Annotated in this window: 15 protein-coding genes; 5 read left to right on the top strand and 10 right to left on the bottom strand. The window is 62.7% G+C overall.

The features are described 5' to 3' along the window. The first annotated feature begins 1 nt into the window (after position 1). The 4 genes from AC3QL3_RS18010 to AC3QL3_RS18025 are packed head-to-tail and all read left to right on the top strand — an operon-like array spanning position 2 to position 3,421. Positions 2 to 622 carry a class I SAM-dependent methyltransferase gene (locus AC3QL3_RS18010; protein WP_492895474.1) on the top strand — a complete coding sequence of 207 codons (621 nt, stop codon included), beginning with the start codon at positions 2 to 4 and terminating at the stop codon, positions 620 to 622. Continuing rightward, positions 619 to 1,743, top strand: coding sequence for a dTDP-4-amino-4,6-dideoxygalactose transaminase (rffA, locus tag AC3QL3_RS18015; protein ID WP_492895475.1), 1,125 nt, complete (start codon positions 619 to 621; stop codon positions 1,741 to 1,743). The genes AC3QL3_RS18010 and rffA overlap by 4 nt, the downstream gene beginning before the upstream one ends. Continuing rightward, complete coding sequence (locus AC3QL3_RS18020) at positions 1,740 to 2,678, top strand: glycosyltransferase family 2 protein (RefSeq protein WP_492895476.1); 939 nt, start codon at positions 1,740 to 1,742, stop codon at positions 2,676 to 2,678. The genes rffA and AC3QL3_RS18020 overlap by 4 nt, the downstream gene beginning before the upstream one ends. Beyond that, complete coding sequence (locus AC3QL3_RS18025; protein WP_492895477.1) at positions 2,675 to 3,421, top strand: GNAT family N-acetyltransferase; 747 nt, start codon at positions 2,675 to 2,677, stop codon at positions 3,419 to 3,421. Before AC3QL3_RS18020 ends, AC3QL3_RS18025 begins: the two co-directional genes overlap by 4 nt. Before the next feature lie 22 nt (positions 3,422 to 3,443). Here the strand turns inward: AC3QL3_RS18025 and AC3QL3_RS18030 are convergent, their stop codons facing one another. The 7 genes from AC3QL3_RS18030 to AC3QL3_RS18060 form a co-directional block, all read right to left on the bottom strand. Continuing rightward, on the bottom strand, positions 3,444 to 5,483 hold the full coding sequence (locus AC3QL3_RS18030) for a hypothetical protein (RefSeq protein WP_492895478.1): 2,040 nt from the start codon (positions 5,481 to 5,483) through the stop codon (positions 3,444 to 3,446). A gap of 93 nt (positions 5,484 to 5,576) precedes the next feature. Further along, the gene (locus AC3QL3_RS18035) at positions 5,577 to 6,656 is read right to left on the bottom strand and encodes a trans-sulfuration enzyme family protein (protein WP_492898979.1); all 1,080 of its coding nucleotides are present in this window, start codon (positions 6,654 to 6,656) and stop codon (positions 5,577 to 5,579) included. A gap of 115 nt (positions 6,657 to 6,771) precedes the next feature. Then, positions 6,772 to 7,692: a methyltransferase domain-containing protein gene (locus AC3QL3_RS18040; RefSeq protein ID WP_492895479.1), complete on the bottom strand. Its 921-nt coding sequence runs from the start codon at positions 7,690 to 7,692 to the stop codon at positions 6,772 to 6,774. A 108-nt stretch (positions 7,693 to 7,800) separates the two neighbouring features. Next, entirely contained in the window at positions 7,801 to 9,171 is a 1,371-nt protein-coding gene (locus AC3QL3_RS18045; protein WP_492895480.1) for a pyridoxal-phosphate dependent enzyme, read from the bottom strand. 186 nt (positions 9,172 to 9,357) lie between these two features. Then, a complete protein-coding gene (locus AC3QL3_RS18050) occupies positions 9,358 to 9,579 on the bottom strand; it encodes an HP1242/YdcH family protein (RefSeq protein WP_492895482.1) in 222 nt (73 codons plus the stop codon). 531 nt (positions 9,580 to 10,110) lie between these two features. Further along, entirely contained in the window at positions 10,111 to 10,815 is a 705-nt protein-coding gene (locus tag AC3QL3_RS18055) for a hypothetical protein (RefSeq protein WP_492895483.1), read from the bottom strand. Then, entirely contained in the window at positions 10,812 to 11,189 is a 378-nt protein-coding gene (locus AC3QL3_RS18060; protein ID WP_492895484.1) for a DUF4398 domain-containing protein, read from the bottom strand. The genes AC3QL3_RS18055 and AC3QL3_RS18060 overlap by 4 nt, the downstream gene beginning before the upstream one ends. 158 nt (positions 11,190 to 11,347) lie before the next feature. Between AC3QL3_RS18060 and AC3QL3_RS18065 the strand changes: the two genes are divergently transcribed. Then, positions 11,348 to 12,451: a PilT/PilU family type 4a pilus ATPase gene (locus tag AC3QL3_RS18065; RefSeq protein ID WP_492895485.1), complete on the top strand. Its 1,104-nt coding sequence runs from the start codon at positions 11,348 to 11,350 to the stop codon at positions 12,449 to 12,451. A 192-nt stretch (positions 12,452 to 12,643) separates the two neighbouring features. On the opposite strand, the gene AC3QL3_RS18070 is transcribed toward AC3QL3_RS18065, so the two are convergent. The 3 genes from AC3QL3_RS18070 to AC3QL3_RS18080 form a co-directional block, all read right to left on the bottom strand. Then, complete coding sequence (locus AC3QL3_RS18070) at positions 12,644 to 13,204, bottom strand: 2OG-Fe(II) oxygenase (RefSeq protein WP_492895486.1); 561 nt, start codon at positions 13,202 to 13,204, stop codon at positions 12,644 to 12,646. A gap of 25 nt (positions 13,205 to 13,229) precedes the next feature. Further along, positions 13,230 to 15,068 carry a tetratricopeptide repeat-containing sulfotransferase family protein gene (locus tag AC3QL3_RS18075; protein WP_492895487.1) on the bottom strand — a complete coding sequence of 613 codons (1,839 nt, stop codon included), beginning with the start codon at positions 15,066 to 15,068 and terminating at the stop codon, positions 13,230 to 13,232. 142 nt (positions 15,069 to 15,210) lie between these two features. Next, positions 15,211 to 18,117, bottom strand: coding sequence for a TonB-dependent receptor plug domain-containing protein (locus tag AC3QL3_RS18080; RefSeq protein ID WP_492895488.1), 2,907 nt, complete (start codon positions 18,115 to 18,117; stop codon positions 15,211 to 15,213). Positions 18,118 to 18,198: the final 81 nt, after the last annotated feature.

The following is an 18,198-nucleotide window of genomic DNA, read 5'->3' on the forward strand; positions in this document are numbered from 1 at the left end:
GATGGCGCAGACCACCACCGGCATTCGCGCGATCCTGTCGTCGCCGCGCGCCTACGATTTCACCCAGAACCTGGTCGGTGCCGAGCGCGCGCGCAAGCTTTTGCTGCGCGACTATCTGCGCCCGCAGCCGGGGCAGCGCCTGCTCGACATCGGCTGCGGGACGGCGCGCATCCTGGCGCACCTGCCCGATTCGGTCGCCTACATGGGCGTGGATCTGAGCGAGCGCTACATCCTCGCCGCGCGGCAGGAGTACGGCGACCGCGGGCAATTCGAATGCGTCGATATCGGGCGCGCCGACGCCGAGCGGTTCCGCGGCTTCGATCTCGCCCTGGCGACCGGTCTGCTGCATCACCTCGACGACGACGAAGCGTGTCGGATGCTGGCGATCGCTTCCAATGCGCTACGACCCGGCGGGCGCCTAATCACGATCGATCCCTGTTTCGCCGAAGGCCAGTCCGCGCTCGCCCGCTACGTCATCGAACGCGACCGCGGCCGCAACGTGCGCACGGCTGCCGCCTATCGCGAACTCGCCGACGGTGTGTTCGCCGAGGTCGAGGTCGACGTGCGCTTCGACATGCTGCGTATTCCCTACACTCACGCCGTTCTCCAATGCCGCCGATGAACATCCCTTTCAATCGTCCCTACATGACCGGCAAGGAACTCGGCTACATCGCCGAGGCACATGCGAACGGGCATCTCTCCGGCGACGGCCCCTTCACCAAGCGCTGCCACGCCTGGCTCGAGAAGACCACCGGCGCGCGCAAAGCGCTGCTGACGCACTCGTGCACGGCCGCGTTGGAAATGAGCGCGCTGCTGGCGAACGTGGAAGCGGGCGACGAAGTCATCATGCCCTCGTTCACCTTCGTCTCCACCGCCAATGCGTTCGTCCTGCGCGGCGCGGTGCCGGTGTTCGTCGACATCCGCCCGGATACACTGAACCTCGACGAGACTCTGGTCGAAGCGGCGATCACGCCGCGCACGCGCGCGATCTGCGTGGTCCATTACGCCGGTGTCGGCTGCGAAATGGACGCGATCAACGCGATCGCCGAGCGGCACGGGCTGATCGTCATCGAAGACGCCGCACAAGGCATCCTGTCGGAGTACAAGGGGCGTCCGCTCGGCACGCTCGGCCATCTGGCCGCGCTCAGTTTTCACGAGACGAAGAATCTCATTTCCGGTGAAGGCGGTGCGCTGCTCGTCAACGACGAACGCTATGCCGAGCGCGCCGAAATCATCCGCGAGAAAGGCACCAACCGCTCGCAGTTCTTTCGGGGGCAGGTCGACAAATACACCTGGGTCGACGTCGGCTCGTCGTATCTGCCGGGCGAAATCGTCGCCGCGTTCCTCGCCGCACAGATGGAAGATGCCGAACGCATCACGCAGGAACGGCTCGCCTTGTGGGAAAGCTATCACGCTGCGTTCGCGCCGTTCGAACAGCGTGGCGTTTTGCGCCGGCCGATCATACCGGCGCATTGCCGCCACAATGCGCACATGTACTATTTGCTGCTGCCCGATCTCCAAACCAGAACGCGCTTCATCGCCGCAATGAAGGAGCGCGGCGTGTCGCCGGTATTCCACTACATTCCGCTGCACAGCGCACCAGCGGGTCGAAAATATGCCCGTGCGCACGGAACGCTCGAGGTGACCGACCACGTCAGCGACTGCCTGGTGCGGCTGCCGTTGTGGCTCGACGGCATGGATCAACAGCGCGTCATCGGCGCGGCCGAGGCGCTGTTCCAATGAGCGGGACGGCAGCGCCGCTGATTTCGGTCGTCAGCCCGGTCTATTGCTGCGACGGCTGTCTGCGCGAGTTGTGCGCGCGCTTGACGGCGACGCTGACGCCGATCACGGCGAACTTTGAAATCGTCTTGGTCAACGATGCGAGCCCGGACGGCGCCTGGAACACCATGCGCGAGCTCTGCGCCGGCGATGCACGCATCAAAGCCGTCGCGCTGTCGCGCAACTTCGGCCAGCACTACGCGATCGCCGCCGGCCTGGAGCACGTCAGCGGCGAATGGGTCGTGGTGATGGATTGCGATTTGCAGGACCGACCCGAGGAAATCGCAGCGCTCTACGCGAAGGCGTGCGAAGGTCACGACGTCGTATTTGGCGAACGCGAAGTGCGACAGGATGGCTGGTTCAAACGCAACAGTTCACGCGCCTTCATCGGACTTTTGAATTACCTCAGCGGTGCCGACTACGACTACCGTACCGCGAACTTCGGCATCTTCCATCGCCGCGTGATCGATGCGGTGCGCAGCATGGGCGATTCGTCGAGGTTCTTTCCGGTCATGGTGCGCTGGGCCGGATTCCGAAGAACCTCGATTCCAGTGCAGCACGACGCACGCGGAGAGGGAAGCAGTTCCTACACCTGGCGCCGCTTGATGCGGCTGGGTCTCGACATCGTCCTCTCCAACTCGGACAAGCCTTTGCGCCTGGTCGCGCTGACCGGCATCGTGATCTCGCTCGTCGCTCTCGCGATCACCGCCTACAGTCTGCTGCGCTATCTGCACGGCGACATCGACGTCGCCGGATACACCAGCCTGATCGCCTCGATGTGGCTCTTGGCCGGCATCATGCTGTTCTGCATGGGTGTGATCGGGCTCTACGTCGGCCGCGTGTTCGAAAGCGTGAAGGCGCGGCCCGTCTTCATCGTGCGCGAGCGTATCAATCTGTGAGCGATGCATCCTTGCTCGCCGCGCTGCAGCCCTCGCCGCTGGACAGCGTGCGATTCGGGCGGCGCATCTATCGCGCCGTACTGCAGACGATCGACGCGCCGGCGCTGGCCGAGGCGCTGCGCAGCTTGCGGGTCGACACGCTGATCCTGCGCGTGCCGGCGGCCGCCATCGGCGGCCTCGCAGGTTTGCACACGTTCGGACTGCAGCCGATCGTCGCCGATACGCACGTCGACTACGAGCGCTCGCTCGACGTGCCGATCGATGCGATCGATGTCGCGCCAATGGAAATCTGCGACGTCGCCAAGGCCGATGCCGAGCGCCTGCGTGCAATCGCCAGAGTCGTGTTCGACGGCTATTCCAGCCATTATCTCGCCAATCCGCTGTTGCCCGCGGACGCCGTTGCAGACGGCTACGCGGACTGGGCTGCGCGCTGCGTGCACACGCCGGCGACGCCGACTTGGTTCTTGCGTTCGCGCGGCGAGATCGTGGGATTTTCGTGCTGTCGCGTCGACGGCGGCGAAGCACGCGGCGTACTGAACGGCATTCTGCCGGCCGCTCGAAACGCCGGCCACTATCGCGCCATGTTCCACGGCATGCTCGCGTATTTCCGCATGAACGGCGCGCGCCGGTTCGTCATCGCGACGCAGGTGCACAACATCGCCGTCCAACGCGTCTGGGCCGACGCAGGGCTAAGGCTACGGCTTGCGGAGAATACCGTTCACATCAATTGCTCCTGGCAATGATGCGGCGGCATCGCGCGCAGATTCACCGCTCCATTCCGCTCTGAAGAATCTCATCCGCTGGTTTAGGTACGTGCAGGGGCAGATCGATGGTCGGCTGACCGCGGTCGCCGAACCAGGCGACGCCTTCTTGCACGAGATCGAATCTCAGTTGCCAGTCGCCAGGTTCGAGCCGTGGCAGTACCAGGTTCATGGTAAGCCGCTCGCCCGAGTCCACTCGACCGTAAAGTGGCGTGCGCAGCCAGTCTCGCCGAACCAGATGTCCCAGCGCGTCGAACAAGCTAACTCCGACCGAAAGCGGAAACTTTCCGCCTCCTCCGAGAACATGCGGACCTTCGTTTTGCAGCTCGACCCGGGCGCGACGCGGCGGCTTGAAAGGCCCACCGGCAGGCAGGATTTGGGCGGAAAGCAATCGTGCCGCTGTGGGTGAAATGGGCTCATCGACCTCGGTGCTTTTGGGACTCAGGATGTGCTCGGCGATGTTGTAGTCGTAGACCATGATGCGCAACGCCGCCGCGTCGATGGTGCGCTCGGGCGGGCCCAGGACGGAATCCAATAGACGTAGCTGCGCAGGAGTCGCTTCGAAGTACTCCAAGGCGAGAAACGTCTGCTTCGTCCAATTTCGCGGCTCATACCAATCCAGCGAACGCATTACCGGGAAGACCGCCGGCCGATCCGAGTAGAAGAATATGGGGCTGACGCGCAACGCGTAGTCGGAGACCACCGTGACTGCGCCGGCGTTCCAATAGGTTGCATAGCCCCACTGCAAACCTTCGCGCTTCAGCACCTCCGCGAGTTGCATGGGCTTGGATGGCGGAATATCCCAAAAGCGTGCGGTTCCGAGATCGGCCGCCGGAAGGAAACGCTGCAGCGAGATCGCCACCAGCAACAGGGCCATGACCGACAAGCTGGAAAGTGTCGGTAACTCGAACCGCTCCAGATAGTCCTTCATGCGCAATGCCGCGAGAATCAGCAGCACCGCGATGGCGCCCTGGAAGTACCGGATGGTCCCTCCGTTCACGGCCAGCGGCTCGAAAAAATTGTAGAGAAAGAAAATCGGCACGAATGCGCCGATCAGCGCAACTGCCAGCGCGCGCCGGATCGGATCGGGTTGGCGTCGTATCTTCCATATCTCGCTGACGCCGACCCACGACAGCCAAAACGCGAAGGCCTTGCGGTAGAAGTACAGCGCCTCACCGACGATGGGATTGACTTGGCCACCCTCACGCAGGCCGCCGAGATAGCTCAGCCAGTCCTGCGGGAACCTCAGTAGCGTTTTACCGACATAGGCCCAGCCACCCCAATGCAACGCGGCGGCGCCGTTCAAGGTTTGATATACGGCGAAGTACTTGAGGGATTCGTGCAGCAGCAGTGCAAGGAGGAAGGCTGCGCCGAGAGCAAAGCAGGTGAGTGGATCGTCGATGCCCAGCCAGCGGACGGCCTTCAGCAAGAAGGTTCCTTTCCGGCGCGTCGCACTGCGACCCAACGCTAAGGCGCGGTCGAACAAGTACAGGGGCAGCACCACCATCAAGGCGACCCTGATGGGATTGGAGAAGCTCAGTAGAAAAACGACCAGCCAGAGAGCGACGGCAGGACGCCAGCCGCCACGCTCGCCGAAGCGCGCGCGGCAGATCAACGCTACACCCAAGAAGATCCCCGCATGCCACCAGAAGTACGACGCCTGCGCATACAGCAAATAAAGGAAATCGCGACAGAACCCGGCAACCGACAGCAGGCAGAAAAACAGCACGATGACACGAGGAATCGACAGTACGCGTAACGCGTAGATCGTCGAAGCCAAGACCAGGACGAGCGCAAACGAACTCGCCACCGTGTGAACGTAGTACCCGTTCCGCATCCACAGCATCGCCAGCGCCGCGATCGAGGCGGCGGAAGGCATCATCAAATCGCCGTTGGCGTAGAGCCAATCTTTCGGAAGCAGCGAGCCGCTGCGAACGATCGACTCACCCAGTAGGGTCGCAATCGCGTCGTCGCTGTGGAGAGAGCCGCGGAAGAAATAGAACAGGAACAGGAGCAGAATCGCGAGGGCTGCGAAGAACGCCATCGCGATCGTCGCACGCGAAAAGAATTCGACCCTGGGCCAATCCGACTCGCGATGCATGTAAGAGGCCCAAGATCAGCCGAGAAACCGTCTCGGTCAGCCCAGCGCGTCCGAAAGCTCGGCGCGGAGATCTCGAACGTCTTCCACGCCCACCGAAAGCCGAATCAGCGAATCGCTGATGCCGAGGCGCTTGCGGTTGGCCGGCGGAATCGATGCGTGCGTCATGATTGCCGGATGCTCGATCAAGCTTTCGACGCCGCCGAGCGACTCGGCCAACGCGAACAGGTGGCAGCGCTCGAGCACCTTGCGCGCCTTGCGCAGACCGCCTTTGACCTCGACCGAGACGATGCCGCCGAAGCCGTCCATCTGCTTCTTGGCCAGCGCGTGCTGCGGATGCGACTTTAGCCCCGGGTAGATCACGCGCTCGACCGCCGGATGCTTCTCCAGCCATTGCGCGAGTTCGAGAGCGCCGGCGCAATGCGCGTGCATGCGCAGATGCAGGGTCTTCAATCCGCGCATCGCGAGGAACGAGTCGAACGGACCGGCGACCGAGCCGATCGAGTTGTGCAGGAACGCCATTTGCTCCGCCAGCTGCGCGTCGCCGCCCACGACGGCGACGCCGCCGACGATGTCGGAGTGGCCGTTGAGGTATTTCGTCGCCGAATGCACAACGATGTCGGCACCATGCTCGATCGGCCGCTGCAGCATCGGCGAGCAGAACGTGTTGTCGACCACGAAGATTAAGCCGTGCTTGCGCGCGAACGCACCGATCTTCGCCAGATCGACCAATTTCAGCATCGGATTGGTCGGCGTTTCGGCCCAGATCATGCGTGTATTCGGCTTCAGCGCGGCCTTCAATGCAGCCGCATCGTTGAGGTCGATGAAGGTGAAGTCGAGACCTGCGCTGCGCCGGCGTACGCGTTCGAACAAGCGGTAGCTGCCGCCGTACAGATCGTCCATCGCGATGACGTGGCTGCCCGAATCGAGCAGCTCGAGCACGGTGCCTGCGGCAGCGAGGCCGGAAGCGAACGCATAACCTTGGCGCCCGCCCTCGAGATCGGCGATACAACGCTCGTAAGCCATACGCGTCGGATTCTGCGTGCGCGAGTATTCATAACCCTGATGCACGCCGGGACTCGACTGCACGTACGTCGAAGTCGCGTAGATCGGCGTCATGATCGCACCGGTCGAGGGATCGGGGCTTTGGCCGGCGTGGATGGCGCGGGTGCCCAGAGCGTGAGGCGTCGAAGATTTTTTCACGGACAACGTTCCTTTTGAGACGACAATCGCATCAACGAGGCTCGGCCTCGAATGCGAACAAATAGCAAGCGTCCACGTCATCGGACAAGAGCGCTCCCTCGGCGAATTCGCGCGGCTCGTACTTACCCGATGCCGCTTGAACCGGCAGATGCACCATGCCGACCTTCTTGGTCACACGAAAACCCGCGGCGTCGATCACACGCTCCATCTCGTCGGGCGTGTATTCGTACTTGTGATCGGGATCGATCAGCGAACCCGGGCATTGAATCTTCGTCAGCAAGCGATTGGGTGTGTCGAACACCAGCTTTCCGCCGGGAGCGAGATGCCTACGTATCCAATCGAGCATCGCCGGCAGAGCGTCCGCGTAAATGTGCTCGATCGCCTGGCCCATGAATACGCCGTCGTACAGTCGATCCTGCAACGCGGCCATCTCGGCGACACGCTCGCCGCTGCCGTGGAAATAACTGACTTCGCCCCATTCGAACTGCGCCGAGACGCTTTGGTCGTATTTCGGCTTACCCCAGTACTGCAGATCGGGCGGTCGATCGAGAATGTCGAGTCGACTGGGCCGATAGGGATACCCGAGTTCGATCAGAGCGCCTTCGGGCAACCTCGGACTGCTGCCGCCGATATCCAGAACGCGATCGAAGCGAGGGACTGTTTTGATCCATTCCTGCCGCGATCGATGCTGAATCGCCAATAGGTCGATGCCAAAACGCGACAGATATTCTTCCGATCCGAGAATCGCATTGATGGCGTTTTGCTGGACGAAGCGGCCCGAAGCGATGACGTCTCGCCACGTACGCAATCCATGCGGATCGATTTCTCTTCTCAAAAGAACGAGATATGCCATGCGAACGTACGCTTCCTCTGCGGAAACGCTCGCATGCTGTGCGTGACGAAGAAAACGGCCAAGCCACTCCGCGCTTCGCTGCGCCAATGAACGGCTCATGATTCGCACTTATCAGTCATTGAGGCAACTTCCTTTTTTTGACCGCGAGTTTCCTTCCTATCGCGAACGTTACTGCGGTAGAGATTGCGAGTCGGAATCCGCAGGTACTTAACCCGCCCTCCGCCGCAAGTAGTTCAAAAGATCGATCCGCGTAATCAAGCCGACGAATTTCGCGCCGTCCATCACGATCGCGACGTGACCGGCGTCGAATACGGGCATCAGCGATTCGATCGGCGCTTTCACGTCGAGCACCTGCAGCTTTTCTACCATCGCGGTGGACACCTTGTCCTTGAACTTCGACTCATCGGTGTGCACGTGCAGCAGCAGATCCGATTCGTCGAGGATGCCGACGATCTCGTCGCCGTCCATTACCGGCAGCTGCGAGACGTCGTACAGCTTCATGCGGTTGTAGGCGGTGATCAGTAGCTCGTTCGGCCCGACCACGACGGTGTCGCGGTGCGCGTACGGGCGCAGGATCAGGTCGCGCAGATCGCCGGTCGGCTGGCGGTCGAGGAAGCCGTTGTCCAGCATCCAGTAGTCGTTGTACATCTTCGACAGATACTTGTTGCCGGTGTCGCAGACCAGGGTGACGACGCGCTTGGGCGCGCTCTGCTCGCGACAGTATTTCAATGCAGCGGCGAGCAAAGTGCCGGTCGAGGAGCCGGCGAGCACGCCTTCTTTGCCGAGCAGTTCGCGCGCGGTCAGGAAGCTCTCCTTGTCGCTGATCGCGTAGGCTTTCGTGACGCGCGAAAAATCACTGATGCTGGGCAGGAAATCCTCGCCGATGCCTTCGACCATCCAGCTCGCCGACTTCGTCGACAGCGTGCCTTCGTTGATGTATTGGGCCAGAATCGAGCCGACCGGATCGGCAAGAATGAATTGGGTCTGTGGCGAAACGCGCGCGAAATAACGCGACAGACCGGTCATGGTGCCGGAGGAGCCGCAGCCGAACACGATCGCATCGACCTTGCCTTCGAGTTGTTCGAAGATCTCGGGACCGGTGGTCGATTCGTGCGCAGCGGGATTGTCCGGATTGCCGAATTGATTGATGAAATACGCCCCGGGTGTCTCTTCGGCGATGCGCGCGGCGAGATCCTGGTAATACTCCGGATGGCCTTTGGCGACGTCCGAGCGCGTCAGCACGACTTCGGCGCCCATCGCTTTGAGATTGAAGATTTTCTCGCGGCTCATCTTGTCCGGCACGACCAGGATCAGCCGGTAGCCCTTGGCTTGCGCGACCAGCGCCAGTCCGAGGCCGGTGTTGCCGGCGGTGCCTTCGACCAGAGTTGCGCCGGGTTTGAGCTTGCCGGCCTTCTCCGCGCCTTCGATCATCGACAGCCCGATGCGATCCTTGATCGAGCCGCCGGGGTTCGCGCTTTCGAGCTTCAGAAACAGTTCGCAAACGCCGGCATCGAGGCGTTGCGTCTTGAGCATCGGGGTACGGCCGATCAGCTCGAGAACGCTTTGGTGGATCGTCATGTGGGCTCCGCGGTCGTGGCACCGCGCCGCTATGAGCTGAGCGGCACGCAGTACAAACGCCTCCGGTGGAGACGCCCGCGGATCATAACCGAGTGGAATGGCGCTGTTGACCGTGCCGAACCGGAGGGCTCAGCGATTCGTGAGGCGCCGCCGCGGCATGGGCGGCGCCGAGGCAGGCTTAACGGGTCAGTGCGCGGTGTGCGCGCTTTCCCAAATTTGGGTCAACTTGTCTTTGGCGTGCAGCTTTTCGTACTTCATGTTGCGCAGAGTCGCCTCATCGATCGGCAGCACACCGAGTTCGGCGTCGCGCACCTTGCTGTCGAGCTCTTTGTGGCGGTAATACAGACTGCGAAATTCCGCATCTTTCTGCATCAGCTCCGCCACTTCAGTTTGGTGTTCTTCTAGCATCGCTAACCTCCTCTAGTGCAAAGACCGCTGGCGCAGTGACGCGGCTTTGAACCGCGTCACTGCGCTGCGGGACGAGTACAACGCGATGGCTCCGGAAGAGCCGCCTTCGCCGCAATGGGAACTGCAGGAGTCGACGAGGATCGATCGAATCGATCGGCGGGCGCCACTGCCAGGAAACGTCCGCACGAACGACCCAATCCTCGGCCTGGCCGAGGCGATGAATCTTCTATCGCGGTCGCTGCAGTCATGGGGCTTTTGGCTTTGCCCAAGCGGATGCCGAAAGAATTCCGGGCCACTTGGAAGACAGAAGCTACTCCTTCGCCCAAGACTTGGCAACACGACTTTTGCGATCTATGGAAGTTCCCGCGCAAGCCGTCAGATCGTAAAATTATTGTTCAAAAACAGTAAATTAGCGCCGACATCCCAAGCTTCCGGCGAGCGCGCGGAATCCTTGTCGGGCCTGGCAGCGGGGCATGAGTCCACGCCCCGAAACGAAGATTTCGGGGTCTTCAGAGGCGGCCGAAGCGCGACCTATTGGCCGGACGGATCCGGCACCTTCTTGGGCTTGGGCAACGCCTTGGTCGCGGGTTTCGCTGCCGGCTTCGCCTTCGGTTTGGCCGCCGTATCCGCCTTCGGCGTCTTGCCGCTCAGCGTGGCCTCGAGCTCGGCTTCCTTCCTCGCCAGCGCCGTCGCCTTCGCCTGCGCATCGGCCATGCGTTTGGCTTGCGCCGCCTCGGCACGCGCTGCCTCGGCCGCCTGTGCGGCTTGCGCGCCCTCGGCGCGTGCGGCTTCGGCCTCGCGCATCATGCGCTCGGCCTCTTCGGCGCGAATCTGCGACTGCAGGCGCTGGCGCTCGAGCTCCATGCGCGCCTGTGCCGCGTCGCGGCGCGCGATCGCCAGTTGCAGGCGATCGTTCTCGCGCTGCAATTCCACGCGCTGGCTTTCCAAGTAGTCGGCCTCGGCAGCGGCCTGGGCGGTATCGATGCGACGCTCGACCCAATAGACGAGCTGCTCGCGGTCGCGCCGTCCGGCTTCCTTGAACTGCGCCACGGCGGCGCGCGCGCGATCGAGTTGCGCAGTCGCGCGCTGACCGAGCACGGGATCGGCGGCAAGGCGATCGATGCGATCGCTCAGGCGCTGATATTCGTCGTCGCGGCCGAAGGCGGTGCCGCTGAACGAGATGAGCGCGAAGGTGGCGATGAGCGCCGATGGGAGGAAGCGAAAGCGACGGATCATGGCTGCGCCTCCGGCGAAGCGTGTTCGCTCAGATCGCGGTCGAGATTGCTGTTTTCGCGCTTCAACCGATCGACTTCCTGACGCGCCTTGGCCAGACGCGTCTTGGCGATCGCGAGCTCGCTGTCAGCCTCCGATTCGCGCGCGTATTGCGTCGCTTCGTCGTATTCCTCACGCGCCATCGCGGCCTGAGCCTGATCGTAGCGGCGCCCCGCTGACCGGTACTCGCCGCCGGCGAATTCCGGCGCACCGGCCGAGCGCGCACTGCCGAGTCCGCGCGAAGCGGAATCGAGCAAGCCGACCGGCGGCTTGGTCGGGCTGCAGGCCTGCAAGGCCAAGATCGCCAGCACCCAGGCGAGGGTGTGAAGTTTCCGCATGCTGCATCTCATAAGTCGCGCGCCGGTCCGTGCAAAATTTCCAGTATCGTATTGTGAGAACACCGCGCCGCGCTGGCAATCGGCGCCGATGCGAGTACAGGGGCCGGGCGCTACAGGCAGCGACCGAATGCACGATCCAAACCCAGGCGAAACCACCGATGGATATCGGCTACTTCCTCAAACTGATGGTCGAGAAAGGTGCGTCGGACATGTTCCTGACCACCGGCGCGCCGGTCAACATCAAGGTCGAGGGCAAGCTCTACCCGCTCGGCAATACCGGCATGCCCAACGGCATGGTCAAGAAGATCGCCTACTCGCTGATGGACGAAGGCCAGGTGCCGCAGTTCGAGAAGAACCTCGAGCTCAACATGGCGATCGCGGTGAAAGACGTCGGCCGCTTCCGCATCAACGTGTTCAAGCAGCGCGGCGAAGTCGGCATGGTGATCCGCGCGATCAAGAGCGAGATCCCGACCATCGAGCAACTGCGCCTGCCGGCGCTGTTCAAGAACATCATCATGGAGCCGCGCGGCTTGGTGCTGCTGGTGGGCGCGACTGGTTCGGGCAAGTCGACCACGCTGGCTTCGATGATCGACCACCGCAACACGAACAGCTCGGGTCACATCCTGACCATCGAGGATCCGATCGAGTATCTGTATCGGCACCGCAAGTCGGTGGTGAACCAGCGCGAAGTCGGCCTGGACACGCACAGCTACCACGAGGCTCTCAAGAACGCGATGCGCGAGGCGCCGGACGTCATCATGATCGGCGAAATCCGCGACGCCGACACGATGGAAGCGGCGATCTCGTTCTCCGAAACGGGACATCTGTGTCTTGCAACGCTGCACTCCAACAACGCCGACCAGACGATCGAGCGCATTCTGAACTTCTTCCCGGAATCGGCGCACAAGAACATCCTGATGAACGTCGCGCTGAACCTGAAGGCGGTCATCAGCCAGCGCTTGGTCATGGGCAAGGATGGTCGCCGCCTACCGGCGGTCGAGGTGTTGATCAACACGCCGCACATTCGCGATCTGCTGCGTCGCGGCCAGGTACACGAGGTCAAGGAAGCGATGGATCGCAGCCTGCAGGAAGGCATGCAGACGTTCGATCAGTCGCTGTACACGCTGTACAAGGAAGGCAAGATCGATCTGGATGAGGCGCTCAATCACGCCGATTCGCGTGATGGGCTCGCCCTGAAAGTGCGTCTGGCCGAGGGTGCGGATGTACCGATGCACGAGGTGTTCGATACGTCGTCGTACTAGTGCGATCGTCCTTGATCGCTGCGACCTGATGGGTTTGTGCGCGACGTAACTTGCGTCTTCGGCTGGTCTAGCCGCGGCCATCCATGGCCGCACTTTTGAAGTGATGCAAAAAGCCTTCGTGGTCGTGGCTTGCTCGGCTCGTGCGCCGCGCGGCGCATCTCTTCGTCGCCCGATCTGCCAGCTGTTGCGCTTTCAAAACAGCAAGTAGGTCGAGAGGATGTACTTGTCGTTCGAGCGCGGCGGCAGGCCGGCGTGCTGGAACAGCCAGTACGGCGGGAACATCAGCAGGCGGCCGGCGCGTGCTGCGACCTTGAGGCCGAGATCGCAGAACTCGGTCTCGCCGCCGTCGGCGACGTCGTTGAGATACCAAAGGAAGACGAGATAACGATTCGAGACCGTGTCGATCGAGTCGAAATGCGGCTGGAATTGCTCGTCCGTGCCGGCGCGGTAGCGCTTGATGCGCAAGTCCTCGATGCGCGGCCGCGTCGGCACGGGAATGGTCAGCCGAACCCGCTCGTTATAGAGCGCGAGATGACGGTCGATCTGATGCAGGAAAAAGCCCTTGAAGCCTTCGTCGGCCAGGCGCGAGACGTTCAACTCGGTCCAAGCGCTGTGTTCGAGGCCCGCGCGTACGCCGCGGCCGTTCGGCGTGTGCATATGCGCGGTCTGATCGAACGAGGCGATCAGCTGTGCGCAGAACTCGCGCTCGAGCGCATCGTCGAACCACGCGACGTAGTCGGTCAGCGCTGGCATCGCCGCGCGATTTCCGACTGCGTCGTCACCATGCGTAGCCCCAATGCCGCATGATCGGCTGCAGAATTTCCCGCATCGGCTCTAGCTGACTCTCGTAGCGCCGCCAACGATCGACCGAGCGTGCGTTCGCCGGCTCGATCACCTGCGTATAGCTCGGTGTACTGATGTAACCCTTGTTCCTGGCGTGTTCGGCAAAGCCGAGCATCGGCTCGGAATCCGCCAGACCGAGGAAGTCGCCGACGCGCCTCACGTTGCCGGCGAAATCCGTCACCAAATCCTCGTAGCGCGAGACGAGCACCGCCGGCTGCATCAGCTCGGCGTGGTAGATCCACGAATCCATCGCGGCCACGTAGCTGCGTGCGAGGCGCTCGAGCGTCGAGCACATGACCATGAAGTTCGGCGAACGGAAATGCTGCATGTAGCAGCTGAGCAACACGTCGCAAGGATGGCGCAGCGCGAGAATGATGCGAGCCTGCGGAAACAAGCGCAGGATCATCGGCAGGCGCAGCATGTTCAACGGATTCTTGTCGACCAGACGCTGCCCGGGCGCGAGCGGTACGGTTTTGGCGACGAAGCGCCAGTAGGCGCTGCGCAGCTGCTCGCACTGCGCCGAGGTCAATTCGGCCAGATCGTGCGGGTAGCGCAGGCCGAGCGGCGACAGCAATTCGATGGTGTCGTTGATGTAGACGCGCTCGTCCATCGACTTGAGGCCCGGGTGCGCATCGAGCATCTGCTCGAGCATCGTCGTACCCGAACGCGGGAAACCGACGATGAACACCGGCGACGATTCCAGCATCGGTGCATCGGCATTCGACCACGCGTGAAACTCACGCTCGCCCAGACGAACCGCCGCGGTCGGCAATGCCGTCGTCGCCGGTTCCAGCAACTGCGGAACCAATTGCTCGGCGAGACGCAGCTGGCAGACATGCGCTCGTGCAAACGCATCGATGGCGCCTTGGGCGTCGCCATGCCGGTCGCAAACCTTGCCCAGCGCAAAGTACAGACCGGCGCGGCGATGCTCCGGCTCGGTCAACGGCAGGAGTTGATCGACCAGCGCGCGCATCGTGGCCGGATCGGCTTCGCGCGCGGCGATCGCGATCTGGGCCGCCACGATGTCGCGGCGCAAGGACGTGTCGTGCACCGCTTCGGGTGCAGGCAGTCGACGCAGGTATTCCTGCGCTTCGTCGAGGCGATTGAGCCGCTCGTACAAACACACCAGGGAAGCCAGAACCCGCTTCTCGTCCGGAGTGCGCTGCAACGCCAGCAGCAGCACGCCCTCGCCGTCCGCCCCGTCGCCGAGCAAGGTCAACAGCGTGCCGAGTTCGATCTGTTGTTCATCGACGAGCTCGCTCCAGCTTCTCCACGATCCGATCAGATCCTGCGCCGCGGCGTGATCGCCACACTCATAGCAAGCGCGTGCGCCGTAGAGGCGCGCATCGAGCGAGGTCGGATCGGAGCGCACGGCGGCGAGGAACCGATCGCGCGCAACGGCTACCTTCCCGGCTTCCATCTTGAGAAAGCCGAGGTTGACCAGCACACCGGCGTTTTCGGGCGCCAGCGCCAGCGCGTGCTGATAGGCGGCATCGGCCGGCGCGAATTCGCCGACCTCGCGTAATACGTTGCCGAGATTGTTCCAGTGTTCGAAGACGGCCGGTTGCAATTGCGTCAATCGGCGATACGGTTCGATCGCGGCGGACAGCTTGCCTTGAAAGTGCAGGCTGAGAGCGAGCAAGGTCAATGCACGGACGTCGTCCGGTGAACTCGACAGTTGCGTGCGCGCCAAGTGCTCGACATGGGCGTATTCGCCTGCGCGAAAAAACTCATAGGCCTGAGCGGGAGAGAAAGCGGCGGAAGCGGCGGTCATGCGGCAACGATAGCGCAGAGGCTGCAGATTTGATGCGGCGACCGCGACGGCAATCGGAGCAGAACGATCATCGCGGGCGCATCCTCAAAAAGAAAAGCCGCGCGACTTGCATCGCGCGGCTCCCGAGCAAAGCTCACCCCGATCAGAATCTCACGGTCACACGGCCCCAGAAGTAGCGGCCGATCATTTCCGAATAGTAGGTGCTGACGTCGGTGTTCGAGTTCAGCACGTTGTTCTGATAGAGGATCGGTGGCTTCTTGTCGAACAGGTTGTCGACGCCGACGTCGAAACGCGTCTTCAGCGACGCCAGGTCGTAGCCGAGCTGAAGACTGTGCGTCGTCGAAGCGCCGCGCCGAATCACGACTCCAGGAATCGCGGCATCCGCCGAGAAGTGCTGATCCACCTGTGCGCTGCCGAGCGAGATCGGTCCGATGTAGTGCGCGTACCAGCTGGCATCGAACGCGCCGAGCTTCCAGTTGAGGCCCGCGATCGCTCTCCAGCGCGCGTAGTTGCCGTACTCGTTCCAGTACTTGCCGGCGAGATGGTTGACCAGACCGCCCGAGGAGGTCGTGTTGTCCATGCGCGCCAGATAGGTGCTGTTGAAGCTCAGCGCGAAGGCGCCGAACGTGGTTTCCGGCAGGCGGTACTTCACCGCGAAGTCGACGCCCTTGGCGTCGAAGCGGCCGAGGTTCACGACCGGCTGGCTGATGTAGTCGATCTGACCGGCGCTCGGACCGCTTTCGAAACGATGGATCAGGCTGCAGAACTGTCCGTTGGTGTAGCACGAGTTTGCCGCCACCGACGCGCCGATGTTGGCGATGTAGTCGTTCAGGTACAAACGCCACAAGTCGGCGCTCAGCGACAGGCCTTCGAGCCAGTGCGGATCGTAGACGACACCGAAGTTGAACGACTTGCCGAACTCCGGCCTCAACTTCGGCAGGGTCGGATCGACATTGGCGCGCGCCCAGTTGTTGCCCGATGTCACGCCATTGCTTTGCGAGAGACCACTGCCGGCGAAGCTGCCGTCGGTGGGCACGCCGACGCAGGCCGGGTTGGGCGCGGTCAGGCCGATGCACGGATCGGTGAAGTTCGGTGCGTTGCCACCCGGGCCGGCGAACACGTCGAGCGTGGTCGGCGCGCGGAACAGCTTGGACACGGTGCCGCGCAGCAGCAGGTCTTCCAGCGGCCGCCATTCCAGCGCGACCTTCCAGTTGTTGGTGTTGCCGAACTCGTTGAACTTCGAATAGCGGTCGCCGACGATCAGGTTCAGAGAATGCGCGAACGGCACATCCTTGAGCAGCGGAACCAGCACTTCGATATAGGCTTCCTTGACGTCGAGCGAACCGCTGGTCGGTGAACCGCAGGCCTCTTGCGCGAGGGCGCAGTTCGCGCGGCTGTTGGCGATCGCGAGGCTGTCGACGCGGCTGTCGAGGGCGTCCTTGCGGTAGGAAAGGCCGCCGGCCAGGCTGACCGTGCCGGCCGGCAGACTGAACAACTCGCCGGCGACATCGAAGCGCGCGATCTTCTGGCTGGCCGTGATGCTGCTCTGCGCCGGATTGACCGCCACCGACTGCAGCTGGGAGATCGTCGCCGGATCGGAGATGTTGAAGATGTTGATCGGCGTACAGCCTTCGATCGGATTTGCGGCGGTGCCGCAATGCACCTGACCGTCGCTGCCGAGGAAGGACGGGCCGAGCGCGTTGCGCAGGGCTGGATAGTTCACGTAGCCATAGGTGTCCGTATCCTTGCTGTAGTGGCCGTAGTCGAAACCGAGGTCCCAGGTCCAGCTCGACGAGCCGAACGCGCCTTTGAAGCCGCCGTGGGCGGATTCGTTTTCAGTCGACTGCGACAGGACGCGATTGCCGAGGCTGGTGAAGCGGCTGCGGAAGGAATACGAGTCAGGGCTGAACTCGACGCCGAACGGGTTGTAGTAGTTATCGGCCGAAACCGTGACGCCGTCGTTCTGTGCGTCGAACGGCAACGGCGCGATCTGCGATCGCGAGCGCGTCTTGTTGGCGTAGACCTCCAGATAACCGGTGATCGAATCGGTGATCTTGTAATTGCCGATCGCGAACGCGCCGGTGCGTTCCTGCGGCGTCAGCACCAGATTGCCGATGCGCTGGAAGTTGAACGCATCGTTGTTCGGCCCGGAGCCGACGTAGCAGCGGTAGTCGCCGAGCGAGCCGCCGTGGCCGCCGCGGTTCAAGGTCACCGTGGCGACGTCGCTGCCTTCGTCGGCGCAACCGGGGAACAGCGTCGCGGGAACCTGGATGTAACCGCTCGGCGTGCGACTCGAACCGCCGACGCTGACCGCGCCGCCCGACAGATAGAACGCATCGGCAGCGAAGCCGCGATTCGCGGCGGAAGCGATCTCTTGCTTGTTGTAGTTGACGCCGACGGTCAGGTTACCCTTCTCGCTGGTGTGGCCGAACATCACCGAATAGCCTTGGCGCTGGCCGTCGTCGTGATCGGAGATGCCGTAGTCGGCCTGTACTTCGACGCCCTGGAAATCCTGGCGCAGGATGAAGTTGACCACGCCGCCGATCGCGTCCGAGCCGTACACGGACGAAGCGCCATCGCCGAGCACTTCCATGCGTTCGATCGCACTTGCCGGAATCTGGTTGACGTCGGTGCTGTTGCCCGGAATCTGCATGATCCGGTGGCCATTGATCAGGATCAGCGTGCGTTCGGCGCCGAGACCGCGCAGGTCGATGTAGGTACCGCCGTCGCCGCCGCTGTTGTTGACGCTCGGATTGGAACCGGCGCCGGCGACCGCGGGCAGGTTCTGCAGCAGGTCACCGACGGTCAGTTTGCCGGAACGCTCGATCGCGGCCTTGTCGATCGTCACGACCGGATTGGCGGTCTCGAGATCGACGCGGCGGATGCGCGAACCGGTGACGACGACGGTACCGAGCCTTTGCGTGTCCGGCCCTGAATTCTGCGCGTCCTGCGCGGTGGCCGGCACCGCTTGCGCCGCTACGGCGGCGGAAATTCCGAGGAATAAAGCATTGCGCGCGGGATTGCGGCGAACTACGCGGTGAACGGCCATCGATCTCTCCCAAGAAAGTGAGTGCCTGGGCGGGCGCTCGGCACCAGAAATATTTTTGATCTCAATACTTTGTCGCTGCGA

Source organism: Dokdonella sp. GW821-FHT11D02 (assembly GCF_058808595.1).

Excerpts from the sequence above, each read along its gene's own strand:
- AC3QL3_RS18020 (WP_492895476.1), top strand. The coding sequence starts at position 1,740 with ATGAGCGGGACGGCAGCGCCGCTGATTTCGGTCGTCAGCCCGGTCTAT.
- AC3QL3_RS18035 (WP_492898979.1), bottom strand. The coding sequence starts at position 6,656 with ATGACGCCGATCTACGCGACTTCGACGTACGTGCAGTCGAGTCCCGGC.
- AC3QL3_RS18060 (WP_492895484.1), bottom strand. The coding sequence starts at position 11,189 with ATGCGGAAACTTCACACCCTCGCCTGGGTGCTGGCGATCTTGGCCTTG.
- AC3QL3_RS18080 (WP_492895488.1), bottom strand. The coding sequence starts at position 18,117 with ATGGCCGTTCACCGCGTAGTTCGCCGCAATCCCGCGCGCAATGCTTTA.
- AC3QL3_RS18040 (WP_492895479.1), bottom strand. The coding sequence starts at position 7,692 with ATGAGCCGTTCATTGGCGCAGCGAAGCGCGGAGTGGCTTGGCCGTTTT.
- AC3QL3_RS18045 (WP_492895480.1), bottom strand. The coding sequence starts at position 9,171 with ATGACGATCCACCAAAGCGTTCTCGAGCTGATCGGCCGTACCCCGATG.
- AC3QL3_RS18030 (WP_492895478.1), bottom strand. The coding sequence starts at position 5,483 with ATGGCGTTCTTCGCAGCCCTCGCGATTCTGCTCCTGTTCCTGTTCTAT.
- AC3QL3_RS18070 (WP_492895486.1), bottom strand. The coding sequence starts at position 13,204 with ATGCCAGCGCTGACCGACTACGTCGCGTGGTTCGACGATGCGCTCGAG.
- AC3QL3_RS18075 (WP_492895487.1), bottom strand. The coding sequence starts at position 15,068 with ATGACCGCCGCTTCCGCCGCTTTCTCTCCCGCTCAGGCCTATGAGTTT.
- AC3QL3_RS18065 (WP_492895485.1), top strand. The coding sequence starts at position 11,348 with ATGGATATCGGCTACTTCCTCAAACTGATGGTCGAGAAAGGTGCGTCG.
- AC3QL3_RS18010 (WP_492895474.1), top strand. The coding sequence starts at position 2 with ATGGCGCAGACCACCACCGGCATTCGCGCGATCCTGTCGTCGCCGCGC.
- AC3QL3_RS18050 (WP_492895482.1), bottom strand. The coding sequence starts at position 9,579 with ATGCTAGAAGAACACCAAACTGAAGTGGCGGAGCTGATGCAGAAAGAT.
- rffA (WP_492895475.1), top strand. The coding sequence starts at position 619 with ATGAACATCCCTTTCAATCGTCCCTACATGACCGGCAAGGAACTCGGC.
- AC3QL3_RS18055 (WP_492895483.1), bottom strand. The coding sequence starts at position 10,815 with ATGATCCGTCGCTTTCGCTTCCTCCCATCGGCGCTCATCGCCACCTTC.